This window comes from Bacteroides sp. (assembly GCA_036351255.1).
Classification (GTDB): Bacteria; Bacteroidota; Bacteroidia; order Bacteroidales; family UBA7960; genus UBA7960.
Genome location: JAZBOS010000116.1, coordinates 1 through 20,796 on the forward strand (window position 1 = coordinate 1; position 20,796 = coordinate 20,796).

9 protein-coding genes are annotated in these 20,796 nt (G+C 50.7%); 6 read left to right on the forward strand and 3 right to left on the reverse strand.

All coding sequences use genetic code 11. The features are described from left to right. Nucleotides 1-22 precede the first annotated feature (22 nt). Together V2I46_11815 and V2I46_11820 are read right to left on the reverse strand one after the other, a co-directional pair. Entirely contained in the window at nucleotides 23-1,228 is a 1,206-nt protein-coding gene (locus tag V2I46_11815) for a hypothetical protein (GenBank protein ID MEE4178184.1), read from the reverse strand. A 564-nt stretch (nucleotides 1,229-1,792) separates the two neighbouring features. Next, complete coding sequence (locus V2I46_11820; GenBank protein ID MEE4178185.1) at nucleotides 1,793-2,131, reverse strand: translation initiation factor; 339 nt, start codon at nucleotides 2,129-2,131, stop codon at nucleotides 1,793-1,795. Nucleotides 2,132-2,384: 253 nt separating this feature from the next. Between V2I46_11820 and V2I46_11825 the strand changes: the two genes are divergently transcribed. From V2I46_11825 to gap, 6 genes are all read left to right on the forward strand, one after another. Further along, nucleotides 2,385-7,379 carry a translocation/assembly module TamB domain-containing protein gene (locus V2I46_11825; protein ID MEE4178186.1) on the forward strand — a complete coding sequence of 1,665 codons (4,995 nt, stop codon included), beginning with the start codon at nucleotides 2,385-2,387 and terminating at the stop codon, nucleotides 7,377-7,379. Then, complete coding sequence (locus V2I46_11830) at nucleotides 7,369-9,684, forward strand: BamA/TamA family outer membrane protein (GenBank protein ID MEE4178187.1); 2,316 nt, start codon at nucleotides 7,369-7,371, stop codon at nucleotides 9,682-9,684. The genes V2I46_11825 and V2I46_11830 overlap by 11 nt, the downstream gene beginning before the upstream one ends. A 100-nt stretch (nucleotides 9,685-9,784) precedes the next feature. Beyond that, complete coding sequence (locus tag V2I46_11835; GenBank protein MEE4178188.1) at nucleotides 9,785-13,804, forward strand: choice-of-anchor J domain-containing protein; 4,020 nt, start codon at nucleotides 9,785-9,787, stop codon at nucleotides 13,802-13,804. A gap of 124 nt (nucleotides 13,805-13,928) precedes the next feature. Next, entirely contained in the window at nucleotides 13,929-15,965 is a 2,037-nt protein-coding gene (locus V2I46_11840; GenBank protein MEE4178189.1) for a BatA domain-containing protein, read from the forward strand. A gap of 113 nt (nucleotides 15,966-16,078) precedes the next feature. Further along, on the forward strand, nucleotides 16,079-18,928 hold the full coding sequence (locus tag V2I46_11845; protein MEE4178190.1) for a DNA gyrase/topoisomerase IV subunit A: 2,850 nt from the start codon (nucleotides 16,079-16,081) through the stop codon (nucleotides 18,926-18,928). A gap of 9 nt (nucleotides 18,929-18,937) precedes the next feature. After that, nucleotides 18,938-19,942: a type I glyceraldehyde-3-phosphate dehydrogenase gene (gene gap, locus V2I46_11850; protein ID MEE4178191.1), complete on the forward strand. Its 1,005-nt coding sequence runs from the start codon at nucleotides 18,938-18,940 to the stop codon at nucleotides 19,940-19,942. A 115-nt stretch (nucleotides 19,943-20,057) separates the two neighbouring features. Here the strand turns inward: gap and creD are convergent. Next, on the reverse strand, nucleotides 20,058-20,796 hold a 739-nt coding region (gene creD / locus V2I46_11855), incomplete at its 5' end, for a cell envelope integrity protein CreD (protein MEE4178192.1).

Genomic DNA, 20,796 nt, shown 5'->3' on the forward strand with positions numbered 1-20,796 from the left:
CAAAAAAAATCCTTTTTACTCTTTATTCAGTGGAGGAAGGATGAATTTCGAAATAATAATTATTCAGAATTTTAGTGACCAGTGGCCTGTAGTACAGCCCGAAAAAGCTTTTTCGCTCATGGGTCAGCGGGGCATACCATAAATAATCAAACTTTTCAACATATTTAAGCCTTGAGGTCTTCATTTTTATTGGGTTATCCGAAAAATCGCCTGCAAAATAATAGTAAGGATAGTCGCCTTTGTTTTTTATAACCGCCGGAAACACCCTCGGGATATCCCAATGCCTGAGGATAGAGTCGCCCTTGCTGTTGGTCTCTATCCTGTATTCTGCAAGCACTTCATTTGATTCACCGGCAGAGCAAACATCAAACCAGTATGGATACTTTATCTTTTCGACAACCCCATATTCATCAATCAGTTTCTTGCCTGAATGAATAAATGGCACTTCCATGTCAAGATGAGTTTCATTTTCAAGCACTACAATCATATCATCATTCCTCACAAAAGCAATCCCTGAATTTTTAAATGGCCACTGGTCGTTATTTTGTGCCTTATAATTCCTGACGAGCCACAAAGGAATTTCCTCGTTCCGGGTGGTGTCAAGGGTTTTGAAGAATCGCCCGGTCCAGTTTTTCCAGATCATATCAAACTCTTCTTCGTAAGCTTTTCTGACGTCAAAGGAAGTAGGCGATCCGATGATGTTGAACTCATTGATGATCAGTTTTTTACGGTTTTTCATCATCTTCAGGAAAGCCAGCTCATTGCCGCTCAGGCCTCCATAAATCCACTCCGACCGTTCACCCATCCTGCCCGGTTCCTGCTCAGGTCTGACCTGCGGGTATTCATTATGCCACTCAATCCAATAAATGCCATACAGGTCGGTGTAGAAAGCCATATCGAAAGTATCGGCCATGGCCTCAAGTTCCTCAAAGGTTTTACCATCAATGTCATAGATGGTGTAGGAGCCCTCACCATCCGGAAAAAAGCCATAATAATCCTTTTCAGCCAGGTAAAAGTCCCCGTTTGGCTGCACATACTTTTTGTTCTTCAACACCCAGTTTAAGGACATATGTTCCTGGTAGGTCTGGTTAAGGACGGTTTTATCCAGAATAAAAACCCTGAAAGGTTTTTCATCCGTCAATTGCCACGAAATCCGCATAAAAGCCGGGATACCTATCAATACCCCCAGGATTAAAATCAAAAACAGGATAAAAAGAGTTCTCTTCATGATTTCGGGTTTGTTTATCAGGGAAACTTCCCCTATTGTTTAAGATATCCAAAATTAAGCAATTTCCGGAGAACTTTGGTAAAGGTTAGTCCTCATTCATTAACCTGTTAATTGACTATTTATTGCATCCTCCTGCATGATTCCATTTTTTCCCAAAAGTCCGGCAGGTGACTTGAAGCTATTTTTGTAATCGGGTTTTTCCCTGATTGAATACAAGCAGGACCTGAATGCCTTTCCAAAGACTTTTTGAGAGTTTTCTGATTACTTTCCGACCCATACCACGCTCGGAGTTAATACGGAGTTTATACGGTTTAAACCGTATAAACTCCGTATTAACTCCGTATTAACTATGAACCAGGCAGGAAGGTAATTCCTCCGAATTAGGTTTTAAATTAATGAAAATCAATTATTTAACGCAAAAGTTTAAGGCTGGGATTTGCCTGGAAAAATACCTTTAAAAGCGAGAAAGAATAGGTTTTTCTTTAAAATTTTTCTTGTTTGTTCCAGTAAAGGAAATCCAGCAAAAGGGGATGGAAAAAAAATGACAAAGACGTGGAGGCAATCTTAAATCCGTCGTGCTTTGTAACCGGCCTTCACCAGCACTTCAACGGCTTTGTCGCGAACGTCGCCCTGCAGGATGATCTCACCTTCCTTGGCTGAACCGCCCACGCCGCATTTATTTTTAAGCATTTTGCCCAGGGCTTCCAGGTCAGCCTCGCTGCCCACAAAGCCCATTACCAGGGTTGCAATCTTGCCGGCACGACCCTTTTTGCTGATCTGCGCCTTCAGGTTTTGCTTCTCTGGGGGAAGGGTGGCTGCTTCCGTTTCGGGGAGCTTATAGTTCAGCTCAGGATTGGTTGAATAGACAATATTGTGGAGGGTGTTTTTGTGCTTTTTTGACATGATGCCGCTTGTTACTATTGGATTTCAGACCTTTCAAAGATAAAGGATTCAGGAATAGCCACAAAATACTTCATCATTCTTTTTGGCGATCCAAATGCTTGTTTTAAATTAAATTTTACTGGTATTGAAAAGTATCGGGCAAATATTGACATAATTTATGTAACTTAGTATCCAAAGCCTTTCCTGATAAGGGATATCATAAATCTGAAACTCAAAAACACTGAGGCGGATTAAAAAATTTCCGGCAATCTTCCTGAAATGGGCCCTTCGCCTGATTCTGGCTCTGCTAGTGCTATTTGTGGTGCTGGCCCTGCTGCTTCAGTTTCCCCCGGTGCAAACAATGGTGAGCCGGCGTGTGGTGCACGAGCTTTCGTCGCGGACAGGGGCTTACATGTCGCTTGAAAAGATCAGCATCCGTTTGCCTTCGGGCCTGGCCATTAAAGAATTTTATGCTGAGGATGCCCGGGGCGACACCCTGCTTTGGGCTGGGCGGGTCAAGGTGGATATGAAGCCCCTGGCCTTGCTCAGGCAGCGAATCAAGGTTAGCAAGATTACCCTTGACGACATAACGGCCAACATCATCCGACTGGAACCGGATACCGTTTTTTCATATGATTTTATTCTTCAGGCGCTTGCAGGAGATCAACCGACTGGTGAGCCCGAAATACAGGAATTGGAAAAAAAGCCTTCCCCCTGGACCTTTGAGCTGGGGAAGCTGGAGATAAACCGGGCGAATGTTCGATTTGCTGATCATTTTTCGGGCATTGATCTCCTTACGGATGTCGGGTCGCTGACCACCCGCATCGAGCATTTTAAGCCGGATTCCTTTCGGTATCACTTGGGCAAGACCCGCATCGGGGATACCCGCATCATCCTTTCGCTGAATGAGCCTTCGCGCCCTTCGGAAGAAAAGGATTCTACATCCACCATTATGGATTTGGCATTGAAGGCGCTAGAGGTGGGAAATTTTTCATTCACTATGAATACCTGGGAAGGGTTTGCCTTGCAGACCCGTATCGGGGAATTGGAAATTCTTTCACGAAGACTGGATATCCCAGGTCAGAACATCGAGCTCGAGCGGCTTGCGGCTAATGGCTTGCTGGTGGACCTCACCTTGCCTTCTAAAGGAAAAAGAAAAGAATCTCCTGCAATAGAAGGGGAGGGCAACAAGGATTTTCGCTGGGCTGATACCTTCGCCTGGCATATTGTAACGGATGCCCTGGAACTTCGCAATGCAGACATTGCTTTGGCAAGCAGGGGTGAGTCTTTTGGCGGACCAGGTTTCGATGCCGCGAATTTCCGCTTCACCGACATGGATCTTGTGGCCAGTGACCTGGACGTATCGCCGGAGGCCATTAAGCTGGAATTGGAAAACCTGAAGGCCCTTTCGGGCAATGATTTCAGCTTGCACCGGCTGGCCGCCGATATTGATTTGGGCAATACCCTCCGCATCGACGGACTGAAGCTGGAAACGGCCCTGAGCCTGCTCGAAGGGAATGTCTATGCCGGGATCAGCCCGCTGGAATTTCCCATCAGAGCTTTGGGTGCCGTACCCATTGAGGCGGAGATCAGCCAGGGGCGGCTTGGGCGTGACCTGGCGTGGTTTTTTCCAAAGATCAGGGAAAAGCTGGAACCATCTGATCGCCTGTTGTTTGGGCTGGAAGCATCCGGGCGTCTGGATGACCTGAGGCTGGACACCCTTTGGGTGGAGGGCCCCGGAACCTTCAGACTGGAAACTTCAGGACGGGTGGCCCATTTGCTGGAAAAAGAAAACCTTGAGGCAGACATTCCCAGGATTTGGCTCACGGCAAATCTGGATAAGCTGAAACGTTTTCTTCCTACCAATACCCTGCCTGCAAACCTCGCCCTGCCCGATAGCTTTGACATTGTGGCCAGCATGGATGGTTCGGTAAAAGAAATGCTGGCCAAAGCAGACCTTCGTTCGAATTTTGGCGATCTTGGGCTGCAAGGGACCTTCACTGACTTGCTGTCGGACAACCTTGGTTATGACGCTGTGCTGGAGGTCACTGGCTTTGAATTGGGCAGCTTGCTCAGGAAGGAAGACCTTCTTGGAGCGGTGTCTGCCCGAATGGATGTAGTGGGCAAAGGCCTGGATCCTGAAACCATGGAGGCTGTGATTGATCTTTTGGTTAGTGAGGCTTACGTAAAAAGGTACACCTATCGTGATCTGGCTGTGAACGGCTCGGTGAAGGAAGGCCTTGCCGACCTCGGTCTTGAATACTTCGACGATCAGCTTGGGCTGACGGCTGAGAACCAGCTTTCGCTGGCTTTAGATACGCCTATGGTAGAGGCCCGCTGGGATATCTCGCACATGAACCTCCGCGGATTAAACCTGATGGAGGAAGAGACCATCCTTAGGGCCGCTCTTGTGGCCGATCTGAAATTGACCCACGATGACTTCGCCGAAGGAATGATCAGGCTCAGCCAGTTGCAGGTGCGCACCGCTGAAGATCTGTTCTCACTCGATGAGCTGGGGGTCACTACCGCTTATGTTGACAGCATTTACGAAATAAAAGCCACTTCGCCCATTGTAAGGGGACAATACCGGGGAAAGGTTTCACCTCTTGATGTACCTGGATTGATTAAAGCTCACCTGGCCTCGCTGATGAGGTCCACGCCCGATTCCCTGGCCACGGACCTTGGGGAGGGTTTCTTTGCTTTTGATCTGGAAGTGCTTCCATCGCCTTGGTTTTCAGAACTCTTACTGCCCCAGCTTTCGTTTGTTGACCCCTTTCAGGTGGAAGGGCGTTTTGACGGTAATCAGGGGATATTGGTCCTGGATGCGGGCATTCCCATGCTGGAATACGGTAAACTTGTATTCAACGACTTTGCATTAAATGTCGATACCCGCGCAGGGGTAGGACAATTTAACCTGGAGCTTCCCTTTTTGGAGGGAGAAGGCTTTCAGATTCGCAACCTTTCGGTGGACGGGCAATTGCGCGACAGCGTGCTTGCCTTTAACCTTGCCTTTGATGACCGGGAGGATGTCCGCTGGCTAGACCTGAAGGGTAGGCTGCGGCAGGACAGCCCGGGAATGGTGCTTTCACTTGATGAAGAGGTCCTGATCAATCGTGAACCCTGGCAGGTTAGCCCCGGCAACCAAATCCATTTCGGCGATTCCCTGTTGCTTGCCGATCGTTTCCGGCTTCATAATGATGGGCAATATATCCTGGTGCAAAGCCGGGAAACGGAAACCGGCTTTCCGCCCCTGGATATTCAATTTCACCAATTTGAGCTCGGGCAATTCTTTACTTTTGGCGAAGAACCCCTTGCCGGTGGGGTCTTTAACGGGGACATTACCCTGAAAAACCTTTTTGGTGGACTCTCATTTGTCTCCGATTTGAACATTGACCACTTTTCTTTCAGGGGCGATACCCTGGGCGATATTCATATCGCGGGAAGCAATCCGGCGGCTGACCTTTATGTCGTGGAAGCCCTTGTAAAGGGGTATGGCAACGAAATAGAGGCCGAAGGAAGCTTTCGTACGGGCGAAGAGGCAGCCCTGGACTTAACCCTCCGCTTGCTGGAAGTGAACCTGAGCACCATGGAAGGTTTTACAGCCGGACAAGTGAGTGGGCTGGAAGGACGTCTGAGCGGAAGCCTGACAGCCACCGGCAGCCCGAAGAAGCCTGTTCTGAAAGGCTCGTTGCAGTTGCAGGAGGCTGAGTTTCGTGCGGAGTTCCTGAATGCGCCTTATCGCATTCCTGATGGAAAGATCGTGCTGGATGAGAACGTCCTTCGTTTTCAATCCTTCACCCTCCAGGACAGCCTCGGTCGTAGTGCCACCCTGGGCGGAAAAGTGAATCTGGCCAGTTTTTCAAATCCGGGATTCAACCTGAATCTCAGCGCCGGTAACTTTCTGCTGATGAATGTTGCCAAAGGGCAGAACGAGCTGTTCTGGGGGCTTTTGTTTATTGACAGCGATTTATCCCTTCTCGGCGATTTAAACAGCCCACGGGTTGAGGGGCGTATGAAACTAAACGAGGGCTCCAATCTTTCCTTTATCGTTCCCCAAAATACTCCTGAGGCTATTGGCGATGAGGGGGTGGTGGAATTCATCTCCCCACGCGACACCCTTTTCCTGGGGATGATAGACCAGGCCGCACCGGCAACCGTAATGGCTCCTTTCCGCAACCTCAACCTGAGTGTGAATGCAGAGATTGACCCCGAGACCGACGTGACGGTTATCATCGATGAATATGCCGGTGACTTCCTGGAAATCAAGGGCGGCGGGGTGCTCAGCTATGGCATTGACCCAGGGGGCAGGGTTTCGCTGGCGGGGCGTTACGAGATCACCGATGGAACTTATCTGTTAACCTTTTATGATGTGATCAGCCGGCGTTTCCATATCCAGAAGGGTGGAAGCATACTACTGACGGGCGATCCCATGAAGGCCCAGGTGGACATCACCGCCATTTACAATCTGCGTACCTCGCCCCATGAATTGTTCGAATCGGACATTGCAGCCGCAGAGACCGACCCGGCTTTGCGTCAGCAATATCCCTTTGAAGTATTCCTCACGATGAAGGGTGAGCTGCTGAACCCGCAGATTAGTTTTGCAATCGGCCTGCCCGAGAGCCAACAAAATGCAATGGATGGACGCCTTCTGAGTCGCCTAACGGAAATTAGTCAGAACGAATCGGAACTGAACAAACAGGTGTTTGCCCTGCTGATGCTGGGGCAGTTTGTGCAGGAAAATCCCTTCGCCTCCTTGGGCGCTCCAAGGGGCGGGTTGAGCACTACCGCGCGCAATAGCGCCAGCCGCATATTGTCGCAACAGCTGAACCGCATCTCCGAACAGTATATTCGGGGAGTGAACCTTACCTTTGACATCGAGTCGTACGAAGATTTCAGCGGGGGAGAGGCTGCCGGGCGCACAGAACTTCAGGTGGAGGTGTCGAGGAATTTCTTCGACGAGCGCCTGCGGCTAAAGGTAGGGGGCAACATTGAACTGGAGGACGAGACACGCAGGCAGGAAAATGCAGGAGAGATTGCCGGTGACTTCATGCTGGAATACCTGCTTAACCCTCAGGGAAGCCTGATATTGCGAGGCTTCCGCAAAAAAGAATATGGCGACCTTTTCGATGGGGAAGTCGTCAACACGGGGGTATCGTTGCTGTTTACCAAAAACTATAATCGTTTCAGGGAATTGTTTATGAAAAAAGAAAAGGATGCGGTGGTATCTGAACCTGATGAACCTAAAAAGATGCCTGAAGATGAGGAATAAAGGCCAATTTACCATATGGCAGCTGTTAGGGTTGTTGACCTTGCTTCTGGCAGGGCAGGGGTGCTCCAACCTCAAATACCTGGAGGAGGGTCAAGAGTTATATACCGGCAGTCGCATTGCCTTTGAAAAGGAGGAAAAGATCTACGGGCTTGGTAAGGTGGAGGAGGAGCTTGAAGAAGTGATGAAGCCTGAACCCAATGGACGTTTTTTGGGATTGCGGATTCGCCTTTGGTTATACAATATTGCCGGGGAACCTACGGGTAAAGGGTTGAGACATTTGCTGAGGAACCGTTTTGGCAGGCCCCCTGTACTGTTTGAACAGGTTTCGGTACCGCGCACTTCCACATTATTGGAAAACCGCCTTCGCAATCTGGGTTTCTTCGATGCTTCGGTGGCCTATGAGGTGAAGCGCAAGGAGCAAAAAGCCAGTGTGGACTATACTGTAAGCCTGCGTCCCCCATACACCTTTGGAACCGTTCACCCCCTGACCGGGCATGACAGCCTGTCGGCCCTCATCAATCGTTCGGAAGAAGCCAGTTTGATAAAAACCGGGGATCTCTACCGTCTTGAAACCCTCAAGGAGGAAAGGGAGCGCATCGATAGAATCCTGAAAAGCCAGGGATATTATTTTTTCCATCCCGATTTCCTGCTTTTTCAGGCTGATACAACTATTGGGGAACGCAGCGTGGAGGTGTTCACAACTTTGAAGTCCGACAACCTTCCCCAGGCAGCCAAAGCCTACCGCATTGGCAATGTATATGTTCACGGCGATTACCTGTTCGACAGCGGCCAGCAGTTACCTGCCGCTGATACCCTGGTTTTCAGGGAAGGCCTGTATGTTTTCGACCGGGAAAAGCAGTTTAAGCCGGCTATGCTGGCCAATGCCATCTTCCTGCGGCGCGGCGAGTTGTACGATATAGAAAACCACGACCGTACGCTGAACCACCTGCTTGGGCTCGGGGTCTTTAAATTTGTGAACATTCGCTTTGAGGAAACCATGCTGGATAGCCTGCCGGCCCTGGATGTGCGCCTGTTGCTGACTCCGGTGGAGAAGAAGTCGCTCAATGCCGAGATCCTGGGGATTGCCAGGTCAAACCTTTTTGCAGGCCCCGGATTGAATTTGAGCTTCAGAAATCGCAATGCCCTGGGGGGCGCTGAACAGTTGCGCTTTACCACCAACACCTCTGTGGAGACCCTGATTGCGCGCAACCAGGACCCTGCCAACTCTGTGGAGGCAGGACTGGAAGGTGAATTCATCTTTCCGCGTTTTGTGATTCCATTCAATATAAGCCGCTCAGCTCCCATTCTCTTGCCTAAAACCAGCATCTCGCTAGCATTCAACTATTTGAGTCGCACCGACGCCTTCAACTTATCTTCAATAAAATTACAATACGGCTATTCGTGGAACCAGAAAATCACCTCCAATCACCGCTTGTCGCCCATAGTGCTGAACTGGTTCAATCTGGGTAAGGTTTCTGAAAATGCCAGTGCCAGTTTGGTGGAAGGGGCTTTGTTGCGCAGGGGGTTGTTTGAACAGTTCATTATCGGCTCGGAATATTCGCTAACCATAAATTCACAGTTGAGGGAAAAACGCCGGAACGACTGGTACCTTAACCTAAATGCAGACCTTTCGGGTAACCTTGCAAGGGGTTTGTTCAGCCTGGTGGATGCAAAGCAGGATGCGGAGGGAAGTTATCAGATTCTTGGTCAGGCCTTTTCACAATATGCCCGCTCGGATTTCGATATTCGCTTCTACCATCAGATTAACCGCAAACAAAGGATTGCCACACGCCTCATCGCCGGGGTAGGGGTGCCGTTCGGTAATTCGCAGACTCTTCCCTATGTGAAGCGTTTCAATATCGGGGGTTCCAATAGCATCAGGGCATTCCACCCCCGCACCCTTGGCCCGGGGGCCTATCAATCGCCCGACTCCCTTCAGGGGAGGTTCAACATCCAGCAAAGTGGAGACATCAAACTGGAGCTGAACCTGGAATACCGCTTCGACATCACCCGCTTTCTGAAAGGAGCCTTTTTTGTGGATGCCGGCAATGTATGGCGGCTGGAAGAGGATACCCTCGCGCCGGGCGGACAGTTCCAATTGGGCCGCTTTTACGAGCAAATCGCCGTGGGCGCAGGTATCGGCTTGCGGATCGATGTCAATTTCTTTGTGCTACGCTTCGACTTTGCCTTTCCGCTGATGGTTCCCTGGGAAGAGGTTTTTTCGTTGCATCCCATTCAGCCTTTCAATAAGGCTTGGCGCCGGGAAAACCTCATCTTTAATCTGGGGATCGGATATCCGTTTTAACCCTACCTTAAATTTTGGTGGGAAAGCATATTGGGGAAAAATGGATTTTTCTCTTATTTTTGAATTAATATCAAATGTTTTATTCAAATGCTATCCTCCCATGAAAAGAATTACCCTTGCCATTTTTTTATATACATTAATCTCTTCTGTGGCTTTATGCAGAGAAGGCAGGTCGCGGGCGACTGACCTGCCCCTGACCCTTGATTTTGAATTGTTCAACGGGGTAAACCTAACCGAGATGTACCCCGGCTGGCTGGAAGGGAAAGGCTACGGCATACCCCAGATCATGAACAGCGGCTGGTACCGTGGTGATGTGTTATATGGTTCTGCCACGGCCTCGGTGACATTCGATTACATTGGCCTGAAGGACGAGTGGATCATAAGCCCCGAGTTTGTGGCTACAGAAACCACAAAGATCAGCTTTAAGGCCGCACTGAGCCGCATCTGGGATGACCCCAGCCAGGGGAACCTCAGCTTTAACGACAGCGTCAGTGTGCTGGTTTCCTTGGGTGATTTCAATTTCGAACACCTGGTTCATCCCTTTAAATTTGCCAATCAGCCCAGTTGGATCCCCCAAGATTATGACTTTTCGCTGGGGCAGTTTGCAGGCCAGACCATCCGTGTGGCCTTTTATGCTAGCAATGGTCAGGAGGCCAACAGCCTGGCGGCTTTTCACCTCGATGACATCGTGATCAAGGATGCCACCGGGCAGGATGCCCTGGCGCACAGCCTGGTAGCCCCGGCAGCCAATGCTTGTTTTGAGGCCCAGCAACCCGTTGTGGTGCGCATCAAGAATGATGGCCTGGAACCCATCAGTTCTGTTCCTGTGAGGGTTAGAGTCCGCGGGGCAGTGACGCAAAACCTATTCGGCGCTTTTGCAGGGGTGATAGAGCCGGGCGAATATGTCGAGCTGGAGGTGGGGATGCTCCAGGATCCCCCTTTTGGGGAATACACCTTTAGCGTAGAGGTCGAACTGCCTGGCGACGGCTATGCTGCCAATGATGCGAAAGGGGGCATCGTGCTGAGTCATTCTGAGTCCCTGAACCTTCCACTGCCTTCGATGAACTTCATGGGTTTTTATACCGATAACCTGAGCGGAATTTATCCCGGCTGGTTTGAGGCCCGTGGCAAGGATTATCCGCGCGTGGTGATGGATACCGACTGGCAGGGGGAGAATTTCTCCGGCTCGAGAACTGCCAGCGTTTATTATGTTCAGCTGGGCACAGAGGACTGGATGATCGGCCCGAAATTCACTGCTAGCCCCAATCTTGCGGTAAGCCTAAGGGCCGCCGTGCAGTATGAAGAGGGTGTTACCCAGATGGGTGCTGACGACAAGCTGGCCATCATGATATCGGATGATTGCGGCGCTTCCTGGGAGCAGGTGGCTGCCCTGGAACGGGGGAGCGGCCTGATCGCTGACCTGCAGCCCTTTACCTTCCCCATCAGTGAATATGGTGGGGAGGAAGTCATCCTGGCCTGTTATGCTACAACTGGAAGCCTGAATAATCCAGAGAGCTATATATTGCATATCACAGATATTGAGATCAAAAACCAGTTTGAAGTGGATGCTGGGGTAACCGCCCTGTTATCACCGGGCAATGTCTGTTCGTTTACGGATGCGGAAGAGGTGGAGGTGGAAATGACCAACTTTGGCACTCAAGCGCTCGAAAACTTTGAAGTGGCCTATAGCCTGAATGGTCAGGAAGCTGTGGTGGAGACGGTAAACCAAACCCTCTCGCAGGGGGAAACCTTTGCATATACCTTTAACACTACGATCGACCTCAGTGAAGGAGTTGACAATGTGCTTTCGGTTTACACCCTTGTGGAAGGTGATGAAAATGGAGCTAATGATGGTTTGTATGAAGTGGCCCTGCAACTTTCATCCTTCGACCTGGCCACAGAAGGCACCTTCACTATGGGTTTTGAGCCGGATGAGGACTTCAGCAGCTGGCTGGTGGAGGATGGCAACAATGATGGCACCTTATGGGTCCTGAACCCGGATCCAGTGCACGCCAATAATGGCAGCCATTCATATTCCTATATGTCGAACCAGACCAGTGTTGCCAGCAACGACTGGCTAATCAGTCCCTGCTTCAATCTGCAGGCCGGGGCCACTTATTACATCAGCTTTTATTACAAGAACCGCGCTTCCACCTGGCCGGAGAGCCTGAAGCTGAACCTGGGCAATGCCCAGCAGGGATCTTCAATGAGCCAGTTGATCATCGACCTGGGCTCCATAAGCAACTCTACTTACCAGCTAGCCGAAACCACCTTTACGGTAACGGAGAGCGGGGAGTATTACTTTGGCTGGCATGCCTATGGGGCGCCCGACCTGTTTGGAATGCACGTAGATGACATTACCATTTACCAGGTGTTTGATTACGACCTGGCCGTGACCAATGCAATCATACACCGTGATAAGGACGAAAACTGTGGCTTGCTGCCCGCTTCCACCATTGAAGTGGAGGTCACCAATTACGGCAGCACAACAGTGAATGCTTTCGGGCTAGCCCTTCAAATCGAAGGACAACAGTCCATTGAATTCAGTTTCAATGAAACCATTGAGGCTGGAGGCAGCCAGTGGGTGGTGCTTGAAAACGGCTTCACCATTGCACCCGATCAGGTGTATCAACTTGTTTTCTGGTCTCAATTGGATGAGGACCAGAACCCTGTAAACAATGCTTTTTACCTCAGCGATTACCTGATGCAACAATACCACACCAGTTTTGAGCCCACGGATGATGTGAGTGAGTGGGTTGTGCAGAATGTGGCCGGGGTAAACCAATGGCAGGTAGTACAGGACGCTTCTGTGGCCAACACCGGTGATTACTCCTTTGCTATCCGCACCGACGGCGCAGGGGGGAACACCATCAATGACGACTGGCTCTTCAGCGAATGCTTCTATCTGGAGGCCGGCAAATGTTATGCATTCAGCTTCTTTTACCGTTCGCGCTATTCTACGGAGAACCTGGCCCTGCATATCGGTTCCGGTCAGAGCGCAGCCCAAATGGAGGATCTTTTAATCAATTTGCCATCCTTTAACTCCAATTCCTATCTGCAGGCTGTGCAGCAGTTTACGGTGGAAGAAAGCGGGGTATACTACTTTGGCTGGCATACCCAGGGAGGAACTTCGGGACGGTACTACATTTATGTGGATGATGTTGTTGTTGTGGAAGACCTCGACAACCAGCCGGTGGTGAATCCTGCATATGAAGTGCTAGACCATGAGGTGGCCTTTTTTGCCAATGCTGATAATGTGACTTATTACCTCTGGGATTTTGGGGATGGAAATACTTCGGATGAGGTGAACCCTTTCCACGTTTATGCAGCGCCTGGCACCTTTGAAGCCAGCCTGACGGCGGGCAGCGGCTGCGTGAATGTTATGGTTACATTTACCGTTGAGCTCGATCTCCCTGTTTATGAGGTAAGCTTTGAGGTGCAGGACCTGAACGCAAGCCCCATCAGTGGTGCTGTCGTGACTGTTGAAGGACAGACAGGCGATCCGGGCGATTATGTGTTTGAATTTGCACAGGGGGGGTATTCCTATGTGGTGAGCTATGAAGACAGCCATGTGTCAGGCAATTTTACGGTGATCGATGCCAATCTTCTTGTGCCTGTGGTGCTCCCCATTGCCGGGGAAACCTATACGGTGACCTTCGTAGTGAATGATGAACAGGGTGATGACATTACCGATGCCGTGATTACCCTTGCGGGAGATGAGAATGATCCGGGAGATTACGTCTTTGAGAACGTAGCGCCTGGAACTTATGCCTGGGTAGCAGATCACCCCGACTTCCTGTATATGGAGGATGAGGTAACGGTGGTAGATCAGGATGTAATTGTTAATGTTTCAATGATCACCACCAGCGTGCACAATCCCTCCATTGCCGGGATGAAGGTATTTCCCAATCCTGCCGGCGACCGCTTGTATGTTACCTTTTACGGCCCCGTGAACGGCCTCCGGATTGTGAACCTCATTGGCCGGGTGCTTGTTGAGCAGGCGGTAGAAAGCAATGAGCCTCGTATAGAGGTGCCCCTCGACGGTCTCAGACCCGGAACATATGTTTTGCAAATCATTTCCGAAAGGAAAGTTTTAAGTCAGACCTTCCTTAAGCGGTAAGGCAGAGTAAATGCTTCATGACCGCCTAGGTGCGAAAGCCGGGGCGGTCATTTTATTGACAGGCCTAAAACAATTAATCATAACTTTGTGTAGTTTCAAAAAAGGACTGCAAGAAAACTGATCCATGCAATTTGTTTACCCGGCATTTCTGTTTGCGTTGCTGGCTGTTGCCATCCCGGTTATTATCCATCTGTTTCATTTCCGGCGTTTCCGAAAGGTGTATTTCCCTGATGTTTCCTTCCTGGAGCAGCTTAGCGAGGAATCTAAAAGGCAGGCGCGTCTGAAGCACTGGCTGGTGCTTGCGGCACGAATGCTGGCTATAGCATTCCTGGTGCTGGCCTTTGCGAAGCCATATATCCCTTCAGGGGAAAGTCAGGTTAGTGCAGAAGGCAATGCCGTAGCGGTTTACATCGACAACAGCTTCAGCATGGATGCGCTGGCACGTCAGGGTCATTTGCTGGACGAGGCGCGCGAGATAGCCAGGCAGGTGGCCGGTATTTATCAGCCCACCGACCGTTTCCTGTTGTTGACAAATGACTTTGAAGGCAGGCATCAGCACTTTGTTAGCAAGGATGAGTTTCTTACCCTGCTGGGGGAATTGGATCTGTCGCCTGCGGTCCGCACCCTTGGAGAAGTGATGCAGCGGAAAAATGAGTTGTTTACAGGCAATACCAACGGTAAGCAAAATGCCTATTACGTGTCCGATTATCAGAAAAGCATGGCGGTGTTTGGTGAGGCCAAGCCCGATAGCAACATTACATCCTTTTTCATACCCCTGCAAGCACAGAGCCCTGCCAATGTTTTCATCGACAGTTGCTGGTTTGAATCCCCGGTGCGTCTCGCAGGGCAGGCAGTGACACTGAAAGTGCGTATCTGCAACGATGGCGACTTACCCATGGAAAACCAGCCCCTGCGCCTGTTTGTCAACGAAGTACAACGTACGGTGGCTTCCTTCAATATCCCGGCAAGAGGTGAAACCGAAGAATCGTTGACCTGGACCATACAAGGCGAAGGCATGCAGCAGGGACGCATCGAGATTGTCGATTACCCCATCTCCTTTGATGATCAGTTGTTTTTCAGCTATGAGGTGGCTTCTGGCATTCCGGTATTGAGCATCGACGAGCAGGGGCAAGGGGCTTTTCTCAGGGCGTTGTTTGGGAGGGATTCTACCTTTCTTTTTTCGAGCCAGCCAGTTTTTGCGGTAGATTTCAGTGAATTCCAGCAATACAATATGCTGGTAATGAATGGCCTCAATGCCATTAGTGGGGGACTTGCCCTGGAGGCCCGGCGATATGCTGAACAGGGCGGACACCTGGTGATCTTTCCCGGCAGCTCCGCTGAGCTTTCGTCTTACAATGAGTTCTTTTTGGGTATGGGTCTTGATGAGTTTTCTGGGTTGGATACGGCAAGCTACAGGGTATCAACCCTTAACGACCGCCATCAGATCTACACAGGCGTATTTGAAGATTTACCTGATAACATGGACCTGCCACGCAGCCTTCAGCATTATTCCATCCGGCGCTCTACCAGCTCATCAGGTCAGACCCTGATGGACCTGCAGAACGGTGATCCTTTTTTTGTAGTCTATCCTTACGGGCGTGGGAAGGTTTTCCTTTCGGCGGTGCCCTTAAGTGATGACTTCAGTAACTTCCAGCGGCATGCCGTATTTGTGCCTACGCTGGTCAACATTGCCCTGCAGAGTGGTTCTTTCCAGCCACTATATCACGTATTGGGCGATAACCAGCCAATCCTGGTTCAGGGGGCTCGCCTGCAACGCGATGAGGTCCTGAAACTCAGGGGACCTGAAACCGAGGTCATCCCCGAGCAACGTCGCGCCGGCAGCAGTCTCCAGCTGTTTGTCCGCGACCAGGTAAATCAGGCAGACAATTACGCCCTCTGGAATGGCGAGACCCTGGTGAGGGGGCTCTCTTTCAATTATGACCGCAGGGAGTCTGTCTCAGAAGTGTATTCAGGGGAAGAGCTGAAAGCGTTGCTCCAGGACCAGGGTATCAGCCAGGCGCAGGTTATCGAAACCAGTGAATCCGGCCTGGGCAAGGCCCTCGAACAGGCCTCTTTGGGGCGGCAGCTGTGGAAGCTATTTCTCTTGCTGGCCCTTGCTGCCCTATTGGCAGAGACCTTGCTGCTGAGGTTCATGAAATAGTGGAAAATTCTCAACTTCCATTGAGTTTCAGGCCTTATAAGGAAAGTTTTTATTGTTAACTTTGCAGCGATTTTCCGGGCAGGAAAATCTTTACTATTGGTTTACGAACTGAAATGAGCAATTCTCAAGACGAAAATCTGGATTCCCTTCACCCTGCTGATGATGGCAAGGATGGTGTTCAGCCTCAGGACACCCCTGCCAGCGAATATACAACCACCCCGCTCTCGGGGATGTATAAGGACTGGTTTCTCGACTATGCCTCTTATGTGATCCTCGAGCGTGCCGTGCCCGAGGTGCGCGATGGCCTCAAGCCTGTGCAGCGCCGTATCCTGCATTCGATGAAGGAAATGGATGACGGCCGCTATAACAAGGTGGCCAATATCATTGGTAACACCATGAAGTATCACCCCCACGGCGATGCTTCTATTGGCGATGCCCTCGTGCAACTTGGGCAGAAAGACCTGCTGATCGACACCCAGGGTAACTGGGGAAACATCCTTACCGGTGACAGTGCCGCAGCCCCAAGATATATTGAAGCCCGTCCGTCCAAGTTTGCCCTCGAGGTCTTGTACAATCCCAAGACCACCCAGTGGAAGCCCAGTTACGACGGCCGCAACAAGGAGCCCCTGACCCTTCCGGTAAAATTCCCTTTGCTGCTTGCCCAGGGAGTGGAAGGCATTGCGGTAGGTCTGGCATCCAAGATTCTGCCTCACAACTTCATAGAAATCATCGACGCTTCTGTTAATTACCTCAAAGGCGAAGAACCGGATATTTATCCTGACTTCCCGACAGGGGGGCTGGCCGATTTCTCCAGATACAACGGTGGCCTCAGGGGCGGCAAGGTCCGGGTACGTGCCCGGATCAACATCCTCGACAAGAAAACTCTGGTGATTACGGAGATCCCCTTTGGCACGACCACCGGCGGACTGATGGACAGCATTGTAGCCGCAAACGACAAGGGCAAGATCAAGATCAAAAAGATCGAAGACAACACCGCACAGAATGTTGAGATCCTTGTTCACCTCATGCCGGGCATTTCTCCCGACCAGGCCATTGACGCCCTGTTTGCCTTCACCGACTGCGAGATAAGCATTTCGCCCAACAGCTGCGTCATTGATACCGATACGCCTAAGTTCCTTGATGTCAACGATCTGTTGAAGATATCTGCTGATAATACGCTGGACCTCCTGCGTAGTGAACTCGAGATTGAAAAGCATGAACTGCTTGAGCAACTGCTGTATTCCAGCCTGGAGAAGATCTTCATCGAAAAGCGCATCTACCGGAAAATTGAGGAATGCGAAACCTGGGAGTCCGTCATCGAAACCATTGACAAAGGTCTTACTCCTTATAAAAAGCAGTTCTACCGCGAAATTTCCCGCGACGACATCATCAAGCTTACTGAAATCAAGATCAAACGCATCTCCCGTTACGATGCCTTCAGGGCCGATCAGCTCATGCGCGATCTTGAAGAAAGGCTGGCCAAGGTGAACCACCATCTGGAGAACCTGGTGCAATATGCCATCGATTATTACCTGCGCATCCGCGAGAAATTCGGGAAAGGCCGTGAGCGTAAGACCGAGATCCGTTTCTTCGATACTATTGAAGCCACCCGGGTTGCCGTGGCCAACGAAAAGCTTTATGTAAACCGTGAGGAAGGCTTTGCCGGGACTTCGATGCGTAAGGATGAATACGTCTGCGACTGTTCCGACATTGACGACATCATTGTGTTCCGTGAAGACGGCACCTTCCTTGTGACCAAAGTCGATGGGAAGTCCTTTGTCGGGAAGGGCATCATTCACATTGCCGTCTTTGAGCGTAACGACGACCGTACCATCTACAACATGATTTACCAGGACGGTCACAAGGGGGCCTCCTATATGAAACGTTTTGCGGTGAAGGGCGTCACCCGCGACAAGGACTATGACCTCACCAAAGGCACCAAAGGCAGCAAGGTATTGTATTTTACCGCCAACCCCAACGGGGAAGCTGAGGTGGTGACCATCTACCTGCGCCATAAACCCAAGCTTCGCAAGCCAGTCTTTGATCTGGATTTTGCCGACCTGGCCATCAAGGGAAGGGCTGCCTCAGGAAACCTTGTCACCAAGCATCCCATTCGCAAGGTCGTGCTCAGAGATCAGGGGGTCTCTACCCTGGGTGCTATGGACATCTGGTTCGACGAGACCGTGCTACGCCTCAATGCCGACAAGCGCGGACAATACCTAGGTGCCTTTAAGGGTGATGACAAGCTGCTGGCCGTTTATGCCAACGGCACCTATCGCATCATTGGCTATGACCTGAGCACCCATTTCGATGAGAAGCCGCTGCTGTTGCGAAAGGTGAAAGAAGGTATCGTGCTTACGGCCGTGTTCTACGACTCAGAACAGGGATTCCAGTATCTGAAGCGTTTCGAGCCTGAACCCAACGGGAAACCCATCAACTTCATCGGCGAGCAAGCGGGTAACAAACTGTTGCTGCTCACCGACGAACCCTGGCCCCGCCTGAAGGTCAACCTAGCTGCCACTCCGCGTAAGCCCGCTACAAGCGAGGAGATCGACGCCGAAAGTTTTATCGCCGTGAAGAGCTACAAAGCCCGTGGAAAACGTGTGGCTTCCGGTGGGATAGAATCCGTTGAATGGCTCGAGCCCCTGCTTAAAGAGGAACCGGAAGAGGAACCTCAACCAGAGGAAATCCCTGAACCCACCTCTACTGCCACCCCTGAAGAAACTCCCGACACCCGGGGAGAATCTGTGGGTGAGGATGGGCTCATTTTTGAATGGGTCGTAGGTCAGGATGACGAAGCGGCTGAAGGAGATGAGCCCGGTGAAGCCCCTGAAGCAGAAGAAGCGGAGGAACCAAAAAAACCGAAACCTCCCAGGAAACCCCGGAAAAAACCGGATAAGCCTGATGACAGCATTAAACCCGGTGACCGCGAAAAACAGATCAGGCTCGACCTGGATATATAAACAAACAGGATGATCAGGGTAGGAATTAATGGTTTTGGCCGGATAGGCCGCCTGGTGTTCAGGCTTATGCAACAGCGTGATGACATGCAGCTGGTGGCCGTCAACGATCCTATGCTGCTCAAAACCCTGGTTCACCTGCTGAAATACGACACCGTTCACGGGCGCTTTGGTAGTGAGGTCCGTGGCGATGAGTCCACCGATACCCTGATGGTCAACGGGCATTCTATGAGGAAATATTCTTTCTTCCATCCGGAAAAGATCCCTTGGGAAGACCATCAGGTAGATGTGGTGGTGGAGTCTTCAGGACTTTTCCTCACCCGCGATATGCTGCAGGGGCATCTGCGCCCCGGGGTGAAGAAGGTGATCCTTAGCTGTCCCCCCAAGGAAAGACTCGACAATATGGTGGTACTGGGCGTCAATCATCACACCCTTTCGCCTGTGCAAAAGATCATCTCCAATGCCTCCTGCACCACCAACTGCCTGACGCCTATGCTGAAAGTCCTTGAAGACCATTTCGGCATTGACCGTGTGTTTATGAACACCGTCCACCCCTATACCAATAACCAGAATGTGATCGATTCCCCACATCACGACCTGCGCCGGGCACGCAATGCGGCTGACAACATTATTCCCACCACTACCAGTGCTATCAAGGCTGCCAAAGAGATCCTGCCCTCGCTTCAGGATAGGTTCGATGGATTTGCTACCCGTGTCCCGGTAGCCGATGGTTCCTTTTTAGAACTGAACGCCATCCTGAAAAGCAATACTACCGTAGAGGAGGTCAACAGCCTCTTTGAAATGGCGGCCGAAAACCAGATGAAGGGAATCATTCAATACACTGAAGATCCCATTGTCTCCAGCGACGTGATTGGCAATCCGCATTCTGCCGTTTTCGATGCCCTGAGCACCCGTGTCCTTGGAGGCAATTTCGTGCAAATCCTCGCTTGGTACGACAACGAATACGGCTATTCCTCACGGATGATTGAGCTGATTGCCCTGTCAATGAAGGAATAGCTTATATTCCTATCAAAATATTTTCAGATCCCTACTGCTTTGGAATCCATAGAAAAAGCGCTCCGGAGATAAATGTTCCGAAGCGCCTTACTTTATGAAGCCCTTGACCAAACTGCTATTTTGGTTCTTTCTGCGATGCTCCGATGGCATACCAGTCCACTTTTCGTGAAAGGTACATCACCGTCGAAAGAATGACAAACAGCCCTATGGCGCCAAACAGCAGGGCAAAGTCCTCCATCTGGAGGAGGATGTACAGGAAGCCGTAGAGCCCAGCCAGGAAGGCCGCCATCACCAGTGCCATCCGGGTGTCCTTGAAAATGCTCCTGGCATAGCCAGCAATCATCACGATGATTCCAAGGCTAGCCACAACATATGCCAAGCCAAAGCCCAGGTGCTCGGAAAGGGAAAGCAGCAACAGGTAAAACAGGCTCAGGCCAAATCCTACCAGGATGTATTGTATGGGGTGCACCCTTAACCTGCGCAGGATCTCAATGAAAAAGAACACCACGAAGGTCAGTCCAATAAACAGGATGGCATATTTCGTTGACCGTTCGGTGACCTGATAGGTCTCAACGGGGGTCACCAGGTTTACGCCAAAGGCAGAAGCCCCGAAGTTGACGTCACGGTTGGTCCAGTACTGCGGGTAGTTGCGGTTCAGTTCCAAAACCCGCCATTTGGCCTTGAACCCTTCTTCGCTGATTTCCCTTTTTGCGGGAAGAAAGGCCCCGTCAAATCCGGGGTCGGTCCACGATGAGCGTATCTCGACAGTGGTTTCCCTTCCCAAAGGGATAAAACTAAGGTTTTTCGAGCCGTTTAAAGAAAGCTCGATGACGAAGGGGTAGGATGTGGCTGGG

What these genes read in the sequence shown, in the direction of transcription:
- V2I46_11815 (MEE4178184.1), bottom strand. Translation starts at nt 1,228, where the DNA reads ATGAAGAGAACTCTTTTTATCCTGTTTTTGATTTTAATCCTGGGGGTA.
- V2I46_11820 (MEE4178185.1), bottom strand. Translation starts at nt 2,131, where the DNA reads ATGTCAAAAAAGCACAAAAACACCCTCCACAATATTGTCTATTCAACC.
- V2I46_11830 (MEE4178187.1), top strand. Translation starts at nt 7,369, where the DNA reads ATGAGGAATAAAGGCCAATTTACCATATGGCAGCTGTTAGGGTTGTTG.
- V2I46_11835 (MEE4178188.1), top strand. Translation starts at nt 9,785, where the DNA reads ATGAAAAGAATTACCCTTGCCATTTTTTTATATACATTAATCTCTTCT.
- V2I46_11840 (MEE4178189.1), top strand. Translation starts at nt 13,929, where the DNA reads ATGCAATTTGTTTACCCGGCATTTCTGTTTGCGTTGCTGGCTGTTGCC.
- V2I46_11845 (MEE4178190.1), top strand. Translation starts at nt 16,079, where the DNA reads ATGAGCAATTCTCAAGACGAAAATCTGGATTCCCTTCACCCTGCTGAT.
- gap (MEE4178191.1), top strand. Translation starts at nt 18,938, where the DNA reads ATGATCAGGGTAGGAATTAATGGTTTTGGCCGGATAGGCCGCCTGGTG.